General features: G+C 71.8%; 11 protein-coding genes and 1 pseudogene. 10 read left to right on the top strand and 2 right to left on the bottom strand.

Features of this window, described 5'->3' with window-relative positions; translation table 11 throughout:
• The 5 genes and pseudogenes from WH07_RS40870 to mutM all read left to right on the top strand — a co-directional run.
• A pseudogene (locus tag WH07_RS40870) lies at positions 1-411 on the top strand (hypothetical protein); the annotation flags it as partial.
• 207 nt (positions 412-618) lie between these two features.
• On the top strand, positions 619-1,257 hold the full coding sequence (locus WH07_RS05820) for a YceD family protein (protein ID WP_079022976.1): 639 nt from the start codon (positions 619-621) through the stop codon (positions 1,255-1,257).
• Positions 1,258-1,259: 2 nt separating this feature from the next.
• Positions 1,260-1,433 (top strand): 50S ribosomal protein L32, encoded by a 174-nt coding sequence (rpmF, locus tag WH07_RS05815; RefSeq protein WP_030753522.1) that lies wholly within the window; start codon positions 1,260-1,262, stop codon positions 1,431-1,433.
• Between the two features lie 19 nt (positions 1,434-1,452).
• Positions 1,453-2,355, top strand: coding sequence for a ribonuclease III (gene rnc, locus WH07_RS05810; protein WP_079022975.1), 903 nt, complete (start codon positions 1,453-1,455; stop codon positions 2,353-2,355).
• Positions 2,356-2,451: 96 nt separating this feature from the next.
• Positions 2,452-3,336: a bifunctional DNA-formamidopyrimidine glycosylase/DNA-(apurinic or apyrimidinic site) lyase gene (gene mutM / locus WH07_RS05805; protein ID WP_046496137.1), complete on the top strand. Its 885-nt coding sequence runs from the start codon at positions 2,452-2,454 to the stop codon at positions 3,334-3,336.
• Here the strand turns inward: mutM and WH07_RS05800 are convergent.
• Together WH07_RS05800 and WH07_RS05795 are read right to left on the bottom strand one after the other, a co-directional pair.
• Complete coding sequence (locus WH07_RS05800; RefSeq protein ID WP_046496134.1) at positions 3,309-3,683, bottom strand: winged helix-turn-helix transcriptional regulator; 375 nt, start codon at positions 3,681-3,683, stop codon at positions 3,309-3,311. The genes mutM and WH07_RS05800 overlap by 28 nt on opposite strands.
• 95 nt (positions 3,684-3,778) lie before the next feature.
• Positions 3,779-4,693: a CAP domain-containing protein gene (locus tag WH07_RS05795; RefSeq protein ID WP_046496145.1), complete on the bottom strand. Its 915-nt coding sequence runs from the start codon at positions 4,691-4,693 to the stop codon at positions 3,779-3,781.
• A 164-nt stretch (positions 4,694-4,857) separates the two neighbouring features.
• Here WH07_RS05795 and WH07_RS05790 point away from each other — a divergent pair, with 164 nt between their 5' ends.
• From WH07_RS05790 to ftsY, 5 genes are all read left to right on the top strand, one after another.
• Positions 4,858-5,139, top strand: coding sequence for an acylphosphatase (locus tag WH07_RS05790; protein ID WP_046496143.1), 282 nt, complete (start codon positions 4,858-4,860; stop codon positions 5,137-5,139).
• A gap of 380 nt (positions 5,140-5,519) precedes the next feature.
• Positions 5,520-5,738, top strand: coding sequence for a hypothetical protein (locus tag WH07_RS05785; protein WP_046496132.1), 219 nt, complete (start codon positions 5,520-5,522; stop codon positions 5,736-5,738).
• Between the two features lie 200 nt (positions 5,739-5,938).
• Positions 5,939-10,030 carry an AAA family ATPase gene (locus WH07_RS05780; RefSeq protein WP_046496130.1) on the top strand — a complete coding sequence of 1,364 codons (4,092 nt, stop codon included), beginning with the start codon at positions 5,939-5,941 and terminating at the stop codon, positions 10,028-10,030.
• A gap of 243 nt (positions 10,031-10,273) precedes the next feature.
• Positions 10,274-11,695, top strand: coding sequence for a sugar porter family MFS transporter (locus WH07_RS05775; protein ID WP_046496128.1), 1,422 nt, complete (start codon positions 10,274-10,276; stop codon positions 11,693-11,695).
• A 55-nt stretch (positions 11,696-11,750) separates the two neighbouring features.
• On the top strand, positions 11,751-12,962 hold the full coding sequence (gene ftsY, locus WH07_RS05770; protein ID WP_046496126.1) for a signal recognition particle-docking protein FtsY: 1,212 nt from the start codon (positions 11,751-11,753) through the stop codon (positions 12,960-12,962).
• Positions 12,963-13,102 lie beyond the last annotated feature (140 nt).

The following is a 13,102-nucleotide window of genomic DNA, read 5'->3' as shown; positions in this document are numbered from 1 at the left end:
CCCGTGGTCCCGGCCGAGGTCCCGCCCGTACCGGCACAGCAGCCGTACGCCGACCCCGCGCCCGCCTACGCACAGCCCGCCGCCACCGGGTACCCCGAGACGGCCTACCAGGACCCCGCGTACGCCACGGCCGACGCGGGCTACGGCGGATACCAGCAGCAGGACGCCTACGGCTACCAGCAGGACCCGTACGCGTACCAGCAGCAGGACTACGGCCAGGGCCAGCAGCAGAACCAGGGGTACGGCCGGTACGATTCGGACTATGCCTGGCAGCAGCCGGCCGCGCCCCAGGCGGAACTTCCGGCGCTGCCCGCGCCCGCCGGCCAGCAGGGCTCCCTCGACGAGACCAGCTTCTTCGACACCAGCATGATCGACATGGAGCAGCTCCGCCGGTACGAGCAGGGGCGCTGACCCGGCCCCGGCCGGGGGCCGGTCCGGCTCCCGCTGTGGCGGTTGCGGCACCGGCTGCCGGGCCTGATGTGCCGGGGGACCGGATTGGGCCTATGGCGGCCGGTCCAGTACCCTGGCTCTTCGGTCGCGTGTAAGACGGTGACCTACGCTGCCCGTTTCGCTTCCGCGACGTAGCGGCCCCCTCACGATCCGAAAGCGGGAAAAGTCCTGAACGCGCGCCTCGACCACCGCAACCCCCTCGTGTTCGACACACACGAGCTGGGGCGGCGCCCAGGTGCGCTCCAGAGGCTTACCCGCTCGGCACCCGCCCCCAAGGACTTCGGTATCGCGGGGGTGATCGGGACGCCCGAGGGCGCGCCCGTGGAGCTGGACCTCCGCCTCGAATCGGTCATGGAGGGCGTGCTCGCGACGGGCACCGCCCGTGCGGCCGTCGAGGGGGAGTGCGTAAGGTGTCTGGAGCCGCTGCGCCAGGAGGTGGCGGCGGATTTCCAGGAGCTGTTCTCGTACCACGACACCGACGACCGGGGCCGCACCCGTGCGGAACCGGACGACGATGCCGAGGACGACGAGGACAGGCTCTTCATCGAGGACGGACTGTTCGACCTCGAACCGGTGCTGCGTGACGCGGTGGTACTCGCACTGCCGATGCAGCCGGTGTGCCGGGAGGACTGCGGCGGCCTGTGTTCCGAGTGCGGGATCAGGCTGGACGAGAGCCCGGGTCACCACCATGACGCCGTCGACATCCGTTGGGCGGCACTGCAGGGACTCGCCGAGACCGCCAAGGACGGCGAGAAGGACAACATGGGCGGCGCCGAAGCGGGCGCCGACGAGAAGCAGGAGAAGTAGCCGTGGCTGTTCCGAAGCGGAAGATGTCGCGCAGCAACACGCGCCACCGCCGGTCGCAGTGGAAGGCTGCGGTCCCCACCCTGGTTGCGTGCGAGCGCTGCCAGGAGCCGAAGCTTCAGCACATCGCGTGCCCGAGCTGCGGCACCTATAACAAGCGCCAGGTCCTCGAGGTCTGAGCGGCTGGTGAGAGGCTCGATGTCTGAACTGTCCCCTGACAAGAAGCAGCCAGACAATGTCAGTTCGGCCTCGTCCCACACGCTTCTGGAAGGGCGGCTCGGGTATCAGCTCGAGACCGCCCTTCTGGTCCGAGCGCTGACCCACCGTTCGTACGCGTACGAGAACGGCGGTCTGCCCACCAACGAACGGCTCGAATTCCTCGGGGACTCGGTGCTCGGCCTGGTGGTCACGGACACGCTGTACCGCACCCACCCCGATCTGCCCGAAGGCCAACTGGCCAAGCTGCGGGCCGCGGTGGTCAACTCACGTGCGCTGGCGGAAGTGGGCCGCGGCCTGGAACTCGGCTCCTTCATCCGGCTCGGCCGGGGCGAAGAGGGCACGGGAGGCCGGGACAAGGCGTCCATCCTCGCCGACACCCTGGAAGCGGTGATCGGCGCGGTCTATCTCGACCAGGGCCTCGACGCGGCGTCCGAGCTGGTGCACCGGCTCTTCGACCCGCTGATCGAGAAGTCCTCCAACCTCGGGGCCGGCCTGGACTGGAAGACCAGTCTCCAGGAGCTGACCGCGGCGGAGAGCCTCGGGGTTCCCGAGTATCTCGTCACGGAAACGGGTCCCGACCACGAGAAGACCTTCACTGCTGCCGCCCGCGTCGGTGGTGTCTCGTACGGCACCGGCACCGGCCGCAGCAAGAAGGAAGCGGAGCAGCAGGCGGCGGAGTCCGCCTGGCGGGCGATCAGGACCGCGGCGGACGACCGGGCGGCGGCGGAGCGTGCGGCCGCCGGAGCCGGGACCGACGCCACCGCGGCCGGGACCGGTGACCAGGCCGGGACCGACGCCGAAGGCGCTGGGAGTGGAGGGGCCGCCGACACCTCTTCGCAACCGGACCCGCCGGAACAGGCACCGGCCGACCCGGCCGCCTGACCGGCCGCTCCCTTCCCGTACGCCCCTCGCGCCGAGGTCCGGCACGAGGGGCGTACGCCGTACCGCCGTCTGTTCCGAGGAGTCCGAGGAGTCCCCTTGCCCGAGCTGCCCGAGGTCGAAGTCGTCCGGCGTGGACTGGAGCGCTGGGTCGGCGGCAGGACCGTCGCCGAGACCGAGGTGCTGCACCCGCGCGCGGTCCGGCGCCATCTCGCGGGCGGCGAGGACTTCGCGGCCCGCCTCAAGGGGCACACGATCGGTACGGCCCGCCGCCGCGGCAAATACCTGTGGCTGCCCCTTGCCGACACCAACACCGACTCCGACACCGACTCCGGCACCGCGATCCTCGGGCATCTCGGGATGAGCGGCCAGCTCCTCGTCAGACCGGAGGACGCCCCCGACGAGAAGCATCTGCGGATCCGGCTCCGCTTCGCCGACAGCCTCGGTACGGAGCTGCGCTTCGTCGACCAGCGCACCTTCGGCGGCCTCTCCCTCCACGACACCACCCCCGACGGCCTGCCCGATGTCATCGCGCACATCGCCAGGGACCCGCTCGACCCGGCCTTCGACGACGACGCCTTCCACACCGCGCTGCGGCAGCGCCGTACCACCGTCAAGCGCGCACTGCTCGACCAGTCGCTGATCAGCGGCGTCGGCAACATCTACGCGGACGAGGCGCTCTGGCGCGCGAAGCTGCACTACGAGCGGCCGACCGCGACCCTGACCCGGCCGCGCTCCGCCGAGCTGCTCACGTACGCACGCGAGGTGATGAACGCGGCGCTCGCGGCCGGCGGCACCAGCTTCGACAGCCTGTACATAAACGTGAACGGCGAATCGGGCTACTTCGACCGGTCACTGGACGCGTACGGGCGTGAGGACCAGCCGTGCCGACGGTGCGGGACCCCGATCCGCCGCCGGCCCTGGATGAACCGGTCCAGCTATTTCTGCCCGCGCTGTCAGCGGCCCCCGCGCGGCGTGTCGTAACGCTCCCGTGCCGTGAGCACCTCCGGCATCCGCCCCTCGACCAAACGGATGAGACCGAGCAGCGACCCGGCGATCTCCCGCCCCAGCGGAGTCAGGTCGTAGTCGACCCGGGGCGGATTGACCGGCTGCGCGTCGCGGCGCACCAGCCCGTCGCGCTCCAGGGCGTGCAGGGTCTGGGAGAGCATCTTCTCGCTCACGCCGTCGATCCGCCGCCGCAGTTCGTTGAAGCGGCAGCCGCTCTCGTACAGCGCGCCGAGGGTGAGGCTGCCCCAGCGGCCGGTGACATGCTCCAGCGTGGCGCGCGAGGGGCACTGCCGGGAGAACACGTCGAAGGCGGAAACGTCCATATCGGCACCCTACAGCCGGAAAGCGCCACCCGAAGGGCGGCGCTTTCTGTTGGTGAGCGGAGCGACCTGGGCGGCTTTCCGCGTGGCGTCAGGATCTAGAAGCCGAAGTCCTGCGTCCACCAGGGGCCGCCGGAGGCGGTGTGCACCCCGACGCCCAGCCGGGTGTAGTCGCAGTTCAGTATGTTCGCGCGGTGGCCCTCGCTGTTCATCCAGGAGTCCATCACCGCCTGCGCGGTGGCCTGGCCACGGGCTATGTTCTCGCCGCCCAGGCCCTCGACGCCCGCGCTCTCGGCCCGGTCCCAGGGCGTCCTGCCGTCGGGGTCGGTGTGATCGAAGAAACCGCGCGCCGCCATGTCCTCGCTGAAGTCCTGCGCCAGCGCGGTCAGCCCGGCGTCGGCCCGGACCGGCCCGCAGCCCGCCTGCGCACGCTCCGCGTTGACCAGTCCGAGCACGGCGGCCACGGCCGAGCTGGGCGCGGCCGGCGTCTCGACGACCCGCTTCGTGGTCTGCTCCGGCACCGGCGTCTTGCTGACGAACGGGGAGGCGCTCTGCCGCTTCGGCTCCGCCTCCGGCTTCGGCGTCACGGGCGCGGTGGTCCTCGTGCGCTGCGCGGGGACGGACGGCTTCGCCGCGGTGGGGGTGGCCCGCTTCGAGGGGGACCCGGTCGGCGTGGCGGTGACCGACGGGGACGCGGAGGTCTCGCGCGTCGGTTCCGTGGACGCTCCGCCCTGCTGCTCCGGCTCGGACGCGCCCTCGGTGCTTATCCGCCCGTCCGGGGCACTGCCGCCCACGGTGTACTCGTCGCCGCCCGGCAGCAGGCCCGAGGCCACGGCGACCGCGCCGACGGCCATCGCCGCCGAGGCGCCGAGCAGGCCCGTACGGATGGGGGCGACAGCCCGCCCCTTCCTGCGCGCCCCGCCCCGGTGGCGGACCGCCGCCGTACCGTCGTACTCCCCGGCGGCGGGCATGGCGGGCGCGGCGGGTGCGGCGGAGCGTCGATGGCGTCCCATCTGCGGGCCTTCCTCATGCTTCTCGACGGCGGCGTGCTTCTCGACGGCAATGGGACTCACCCGTACGAGTGAGGCTCATTGCGACGGGACTGTACGGCATGGCAGGTGGGGCCGCTGGGCCTCGTGAGCATTCGGCCGGCCGGCTTACGGGCATGCTTGCGGGCATGACGGAGAACGTACGGCTCACGGCCTGGGTGCGCGGCCGGGTGCAGGGAGTGGGATTCCGCTGGTTCACCAGGGCGAACGCCCTGGAGATCGGGGGTCTCACCGGATTCGCGCTGAATCTGGACGACGGCCGGGTGCAGGTCGTCGCCGAGGGCTCACGTGAGAATTGCCACCGTCTGCTGGAGTGGCTGCGCTCCTCCGACACACCCGGGCGCGTAGACGGAGTGACTGAGATCTGGGACACCCCGCGCGGGGGTTACGAGACCTTCGCGATCCGCTGAGCGTCCCCCTCCGGCGGGGCTGTCCGGAACCCGCCCCCATGCCCCGGGCACATGCGCAAGCCCGCGATGACCTGGTGGTTGCCAAGAACGGCCGGCCGTGCCAGGCTGCCCGGTTAACGACGATCTCGATGCCCTCCGGGCACCGCGGGGGAGCCGGCGCCGCGCAGGCCGCGGCCCTGTCCCGCGGGCGGCCCGTCGGCACGGGCTGTGATCGTGTTGACCGTCAAACTTTTTGGTGAGACTCTGGAATCCCCGCGCACCTCAGCTGTTTGGCAGGAAAGAACCGCAGCAGCACAAGCACTGCCAAGCACCGCGGGTGCGATTTCCCTCACGACCCACACCGCATCCGGTCGGTCACTCAGTGTGGAGGACCATCCATCATGGCAAAGGCGCTTCTCGGTTATGTCGGCGGTTCCGACCCGCGACTCCTCGCCGAGATGCGACGGCTTCAGCAGCGCGTTCAGGACCTCGAATCCGAACTCGTACGGATCCAGTCCGAGAACGACGCCCTGAACGCGGCCGTCGCACAGCACCCTGGAGAGTCGCTGCTCGACGGCATCGACATTGACGTACACCAGGCGGAGCCTGCGCTCACCTGACGACTGCCCCCCTCGGGTACAGGTGAGAAACACTCTCGCAAGAATATGCAAGGGACGCTTCGGCGTCCCTTCTTTCTTCCCATCTTCCGCTGTACGAGGCTTTGTTGGCGCCGCAACGACTTTCTTAACGTCTGATGTGCCCTGCGGGTTCGGCGGTGAAACCGGCAGCGGACGATCGGGGCGGGGTAGAGTCCAGCGGCGTGCATCTCAAGGCCATGACCCTTCGCGGGTTCAAATCCTTCGCCTCGGCCACGACCCTGCGCTTCGAGCCCGGCATCACCTGTGTCGTGGGGCCGAACGGCTCGGGCAAGTCCAATGTCGTGGACGCGCTCTCCTGGGTGATGGGCGAGCAGGGGGCCAAGTCGCTGCGCGGCGGCAAGATGGAGGATGTGATCTTCGCCGGGACGACCGGGCGGCCGCCGCTCGGGCGCGCGGAGGTCTCGCTGACCATCGACAACTCCGACGGCGCGCTGCCGATCGACTACGCCGAGGTCACGATCACCCGGATCATGTTCCGCAACGGCGGCAGCGAGTACCAGCTCAACGGGGACACGTGCCGGCTCCTCGACATCCAGGAGCTGCTCTCCGACTCGGGCATCGGCCGCGAGATGCATGTGATCGTCGGGCAGGGCCAGCTCGACTCGGTCCTGCACGCCGACCCGATGGGGCGCCGGGCCTTCATCGAGGAGGCGGCGGGCGTACTGAAGCACCGCAAGCGCAAAGAGAAGGCGCTGCGGAAGCTGGACGCCATGCGGGCGAACCTGGCCAGGGTCCAGGACCTCACCGATGAGCTGCGCCGCCAGCTCAAGCCGCTCGGGCGGCAGGCCGCGGTCGCGCGCCGGGCCGCCGTCATCCAGGCCGATCTGCGCGACGCGCGGCTGAGGCTGCTCGCCGACGATCTCGTACGGCTGCGGGAGGCGCTGCGTACGGAGATCGCGGACGAGGCGGAGCTGAAGCAGCGCAAGGAGGACGCGGAGGGGCGGCTCAAGACGGCGCTGGCGCGGGAGGCGGCGCTGGAGGACGAGGTACGGCGGCTCGCGCCGCGGCTTCAGCGTGCCCAGCAGACGTGGTACGAGCTGTCGCAGCTCGCGGAGCGGGTGCGCGGTACGGTCTCGCTGGCCGACGCGCGGGTCAAGAGCGCGACGGCGGCGCCGACGGAGGAGCCGCGGGGGCGTGACCCCGAGGACATGGAGCGCGAGGCGGCCCGGATCCGTGAGCAGGAGGCGGAGCTGGAAGCCGCGCTGGAGGCGGCGGAGCACGCGCGCGAGGACACCGTCGCGCACCGCGCCGAGCTGGAGCGGGCGCTGGCGGCGGAGGAGCGCAGGCTGAAGGACGCGGCGCGGGCGATCGCGGACCGGCGCGAGAGCCTGGCCCGGCTGACCGGCCAGGTGAACGCGGCCCGCAGCCGGGCCGCCTCGGCCCAGGCGGAGATCGGCCGGCTCGCTGCGGCGCGGGACGAGGCGCGGGAGCGGGCGGCGGCCGCTCAGGAGGAGTACGAGCAGCTCAAGGCCGAGGTGGACGGCCTGGACGCCGACGACCACGAGCTGGCGGGGCGGTACGAGGCGGCGCGCGGTGCCCAGGCGGAGGCGGAGGCCGCGCTGACGGCGGCGCGCGAGGCGGCGTCTGCGGCGGAGCGCGATCGCGCGGCGGTCGCCGCCCGCCACGACGCGCTCGCCCTGGGCCTCCGCCGCAAGGACGGCACCGGCGCACTCCTCGCCGCCCGCGACCGCCTCACCGGCGTCCTCGGTCCGGCCGCGGAACTCCTGACGGTCACCCCGGGCTACGAGATCCCGGTCTCCGCGGCCCTGGGCGCGGCGGCGGACGCGATCGCGGTGACGAACCCGTCGGCGGCGGCCGAGGCGATCCGACTGCTCAGGTCGGAGGACGCGGGCAGGGCGTCACTGCTGGTGTCGACGGAGCGGACGCCGGCACCGGGCGGGCCGGTGGGCCTACCCGCGCAGGCGGCCGAGTCGGCGGCCCCGGCATCGAACCGAGCCGGCGCCCACCCTGAGCCGGCGCCGGGCCCGGGCGGCGGGGTGCCGGGGCAGCATGGCCCGGCCGGTGAGGTCTCCGCGCAGGTGGGCGGTGCCGGTGGCGCGGGCCTCGGCCGGGCGGAGGCCGGCGCGGGCGGTGGGGTGCCCGCGCAGGCGGGTGGTGACGGCGCGAGTGGTTCGGTCACGGAGGTCGGCGTGTCCGGTGGCCTGCCTGTGCGGGCTGCCGACGCCGGACAGGGATCCCGGCCGGGCTCGGTTGGTGGTTCGCACGCGCAGGCGTCCGTGCGTGGTGACGGTGCCGGGCTGCCCGTACAGGCGGGCGGGCCGCCGGCCGAGCCGGGGGCATCGGCCGGCGGGTTCCCTGCCCCCGCGCGGGCAGGTGACGGCGGGCCGTCCGTCTCCGGCGGGGACACGCCGTCGGGATCGGGATCCGGTGCGGCCGACGGGCTGCCGGGGCAGTACGGGGCGTCCGGCCGCGACGGGGATCGGATCGCGGTGGGGGAGCTGGTCCGGGGGCCCGCCGGGCTCATCGAGGCCGTGCGGTGGATGGTGCGGGACGCCGTGGTGGTCGCGTCGCTCGACGACGCCGAGGAACTCGTCCGCGCGCGGCCCGGGGTGATCGCCGTTACCGCCGAGGGCGATGCGCTCGGGGCGCACTTCGCGCAGGGCGGGTCCGCGGGCGCGCCCAGTCTGCTGGAGGTCCGGGCGTCCGTGGACGAGGCCGCCGGCGAGCTGGCCGAGCTGGTCGTACGGTGCGGGGAGCTGGACGAGACGCGGCGGCGCGCGACCGAGCGGCGTGCCGAGTGCACGGCGCTCGTGGAGGAGCTGGGGGAGCGGCGCCGGGCCGCCGACCGGGAGAAGTCCGCCGTCTCGGGGCGGCTGGGCCGGCTCTCCGGGCAGGCCCGGGGCGCCGTGGGCGAGGCGGAACGTACCGCCGCGGCCGTCGCCAAGGCCCAGGAGGCGCTGGAGCGCGCCACCCAGGAGGTGGAGGAGCTGACCGAGCGGCTGCTCGTCGCCGAGGAGGCATCCCCCTTCGGGGAAGGAGAGGAGGAGCCCGACACCTCCGTACGGGACCGGCTCGCCGCCGACGGTGCCAACGCGCGCCAGACCGAGATGGAGGCCCGTCTCCAGGTCCGTACCCACGAGGAGCGGGTGAAGGGGCTCGCGGGCCGGGCCGACGCACTCGACCGGGGGGCGCGCGCCGAGCGCGCCGCGCGGGCGCGCGCCGAGCAGCGGCGGGCCAGGCTGCGCCACGAGGCCGAGATCGCCGGAGCCGTCGCGGCCGGCGCCCGCCAGCTCCTCGCGCATGTCGAGGTGTCGGTCGTACGGGCCGAGGCCGAGCGCGCCGCCGCCGAGACCGCCAAGGCGGAACGCGAACGGGAACTCGTCGCCGAGCGCAACCAGGGCCGCGACCTCAAGAACGAGCTGGACAAGCTCACCGACTCCGTCCACCGCGGCGAGGTCCTCGGCGCCGAGAAACGGCTGCGGATCGAGCAGTTGGAGACCAGGGCCCTGGAGGAGCTGGGCGTCGAACCGGCCGGGCTGATCGCCGAATACGGCCCGGATCAGCTCGTACCGCCGTCTCCGCCCGCCGAGGGCGAGGAACTGCCCGAGGACCCCGCGCACCCGCGCAATCAGCCGAAGCCGTACGTACGGTCCGAGCAGGAGAAGCGGCTCAAGTCGGCCGAACGGGCCTACCAGCAGCTCGGAAAGGTGAATCCGCTCGCCCTTGAGGAGTTCGCGGCGCTCGAGGAACGGCACAAGTTCCTGTCCGAGCAGCTCGAGGACCTCAAGAAGACCCGCGCGGATCTGCTCCAGGTGGTGAAGAGCGTCGACGAGCGCGTCGAGCAGGTCTTCACCGAGGCGTACCGGGACACGGCCGTCCAGTTCGAGGGGGTCTTCTCCCGGCTCTTCCCCGGTGGCGAGGGGCGGCTGGTCCTGACCGACCCGGAGAACATGCTCACCACCGGGGTCGATGTCGAGGCCAGGCCCCCGGGCAAGAAGGTGAAGCGGCTCTCGCTGCTCTCCGGCGGCGAACGGTCCCTGACAGCCGTCGCGTTGCTGGTGTCCATCTTCAAGGCCAGGCCGAGCCCGTTCTATGTGATGGACGAGGTCGAGGCGGCCCTCGACGACACCAATCTCCAGCGGCTGATCCGCATCATGCAGGAGCTCCAGGAAAGCTCCCAGCTCATTGTGATCACGCATCAGAAGCGGACGATGGAGGTCGCGGACGCGCTGTACGGGGTGTCCATGCAGGGCGACGGGGTCTCCAAAGTCATCAGCCAGCGGCTGCGCTGACGGTCAGTCGCGCGAGCCGAGGGGGAGTCACGGGCAAGCCTCAGGCGAGCCGCAGGCACACCGCGCCCGGGCCGCGGACGGAACGCCCGGGCCCGGCCCCGTCCCCGTACCACCCGTACCACTCGTACCGCCTCCGGCCGTTTCCACCGCCGGGTGGTGGGCAGCCGCGAGCTGTGCCCCACTGGAAGGGCTCGCCGCACGCCGACGCACGCCCGACGCGGCCGGGCGGCCCCAGGAGACCATGTGACCAGCGCAGCGGAGACGCCGCCGTCGACCGGGGGCCGGGCCGCTCGCCCGGAACACCTCGGCCATGTCGTCTTCATCACGGCCGCCGCCGCGATGGGCGGTTTCCTCTTCGGCTACGACAGTTCGGTGATCAACGGCGCGGTCGAGGCGATCCGCAGCCGGTACGGCATCGGCTCCGCCGCCCTCGCCCAGGTCATCGCCATCGCGCTGATCGGCTGTGCGATCGGCGCGGCCACCGCGGGCCGGATCGCCGACCGGATCGGGCGTATCCGCTGCATGCGGATCGCCGCCGCGCTCTTCACCGTCAGCGCCGTCGGCTCCGCGCTGCCCTTCGACATCTACGACCTGGCGGTCTGGCGGATCATCGGCGGCTTCGCGATCGGCATGGCGTCGGTGATCGGCCCCGCGTACATCGCCGAGGTCTCCCCCGCCGCCTACCGCGGCCGGCTCGGCTCCTTCCAGCAGGCGGCCATCGTCATCGGTATCGCCGTCTCCCAGCTTGTGAACTTCGGCATCCTCCGGCTCGCAGACGGCGATCAGCGCGGCCGGCTGCTCGGCCTTGAGGCCTGGCAGTGGATGCTCGGCGTGATGATCGTGCCCGCGCTGCTGTACGGGCTACTCACCCTGGCCATTCCCGAATCGCCGCGCTATCTGATCTCCGTGGGCCGGACCCGGGACGCCAAGGAGGTGCTCGCCGGGATCGAGAGCAAGGATGTCGATCTGGACGCCCGGGCCGCCGAGATCGAGCTGGCGATGCGCCGTGAACACACATCGACTTTCCGGGATCTGAAGGGCAGCCGGTTCTACTTCCTGCCGATCGTCTGGGTGGGCATCGGGCTCTCGATGTTCCAGCAGCTCGTCGGTATCAATGTCGCCTTCTACTACTCGGCGACGCTCTGGCAGTCGGTAGGCATCGATCCGTCCGGCTCGTTCTTCTATTCGTTCACCACGTCGATCGTGAACATCATCGGTACCGCCATCGCGATGGTGCTGGTGGACCGGGTCGGCCGGAAGCCACTCGCGCTCGTCGGATCCACGGGAATGGCACTCGCGCTCGCCTGTGAGGCCTGGGCGTTCTCCGCCCCTCTCGTCAACGGCAGACTGCCCGCCACCCAGGGAACAGTCGCGCTGATCGCGGCCCATGTGTTCGTGCTCTTCTTCGCGTTGTCCTGGGGTGTCGTCGTCTGGGTATTCCTCGGCGAGATGTTCCCGAACAGGATCCGGGCCGCCGCCCTCGGTGTCGCCGCCGCGGCCCAGTGGATCGCCAACTGGACGATCACCGCGAGCTTTCCGAGCCTGGCCGACTGGAATCTCTCGGGGACCTACCTCATCTACACATTCTTCGCCGTGCTCTCCATTCCGTTCGTGCTGCTGTTCGTGAAGGAGACCAAGGGCAGAACGCTGGAGGAGATGGGCTGATCCGGCCCAGGACGCCGTCGCGGCACCACCGCTCGTCCCCTGCGAAGATGAGGTGGTGGAAACCGTCATCCTTGTTGTAGTCATCGCCCTGGTCGCGGTCGTCGCGATCGGCGGGCTTGTGGTCGGCAGCCGCAGGAAGAAAAAACTGCCGCCCGCACCGCCGAGCACGCCGACCATCACAGCCCCGCCCGCCGAACCGCACGTCGGCGACGAGGCGGAGGAGCCGCACGACGAACCGCGCCGCACCATCGAGGAGGTCGGCCTCCCCGACTCCGGCGCCACCACGGTCGCGGTCGAGGACACGGCCGTCGCCGAGCCGCTCGCCCCGGCGATCGAGATCCCCGAGCCGACGGCGGGCCGACTGGTCCGGCTGCGCGCCCGGCTCGCGCGCTCGCAGAGCTCCCTCGGCAAGGGACTGCTCACCCTGCTGTCCCGCGAGCACCTCGACGAGGACACCTGGGAGGAGGTCGAGGACACCCTCCTGACCGCGGATGTCGGTGTCGCCCCCACACAGGAACTGGTCGAGCGGCTGCGGGAGCGGGTACGCGTCCTGGGCACGCGGACGCCGGACGAGCTGCGCGCGCTGCTCAAGGACGAACTCGTACAGCTCCTCGGCACGGACTTCGACCGCGCGGTGAAGACCGAGAGCGTGCTGGACACCCCCGCCGTCGTACTGGTCGTCGGGGTCAACGGCACCGGGAAGACCACCACGACCGGCAAGCTGGCGCGGGTACTGGTCGCGGACGGCCGGTCGGTCGTCCTCGGCGCGGCGGACACCTTCCGGGCGGCGGCGGCCGATCAGCTCCAGACCTGGGGGGAGCGGGTCGGGGCTCGTACGGTACGAGGGCCCGAGGGCGGCGACCCCGCGTCGATCGCCTTCGACGCGGTCAAGGAGGGCATCGCGGAGAGCGCGGACGTGGTGCTGATCGACACCGCCGGCCGGCTGCACACCAAGACCGGGCTGATGGACGAGCTGGGCAAGGTCAAGCGGGTCGTGGAGAAGCACGGGCCGCTGGACGAGGTGCTGCTGGTGCTGGACGCGACGACCGGACAGAACGGGCTGGTGCAGGCGCGGGTGTTCGCGGAGGTCGTGGACATCACGGGCATCGTGCTGACCAAGCTGGACGGTACGGCGAAGGGCGGCATCGTGATCGCGGTGCAGCGGGAGCTGGGCGTACCGGTGAAGCTGGTGGGGCTGGGCGAGGGCGCGGACGATCTGGCGCCGTTCGAGCCCGAGGCGTTCGTGGACGCGCTGATCGGCGACTGAGGCCGGCTGAGGCCCGCCGAGCCTTCGAGCGGAAAGCCTTCGGGCCGGAACGGGGGACAGGAACGGGAACAGGGACAGGAATGGGAGCGGGGCGGGGTGCCCGAGGGGTGGCGCTTATACACATCTCCGAGCCCACGAGA

Source organism: Streptomyces odonnellii, from assembly GCF_000981895.1.
GTDB classification, from domain to species: Bacteria; Actinomycetota; Actinomycetes; order Streptomycetales; family Streptomycetaceae; genus Streptomyces; species Streptomyces odonnellii.
The sequence above is the reverse complement of the archived record's forward strand: the minus strand, read 5'-3'. Positions and strand labels throughout refer to the sequence as shown.

Excerpts from the sequence above, each read along its gene's own strand:
- rnc (WP_079022975.1), top strand. The coding sequence starts at position 1,453 with ATGTCTGAACTGTCCCCTGACAAGAAGCAGCCAGACAATGTCAGTTCG.
- WH07_RS05800 (WP_046496134.1), bottom strand. The coding sequence starts at position 3,683 with ATGGACGTTTCCGCCTTCGACGTGTTCTCCCGGCAGTGCCCCTCGCGC.
- WH07_RS05795 (WP_046496145.1), bottom strand. The coding sequence starts at position 4,693 with ATGGGACGCCATCGACGCTCCGCCGCACCCGCCGCGCCCGCCATGCCC.
- WH07_RS05790 (WP_046496143.1), top strand. The coding sequence starts at position 4,858 with ATGACGGAGAACGTACGGCTCACGGCCTGGGTGCGCGGCCGGGTGCAG.
- WH07_RS05785 (WP_046496132.1), top strand. The coding sequence starts at position 5,520 with ATGGCAAAGGCGCTTCTCGGTTATGTCGGCGGTTCCGACCCGCGACTC.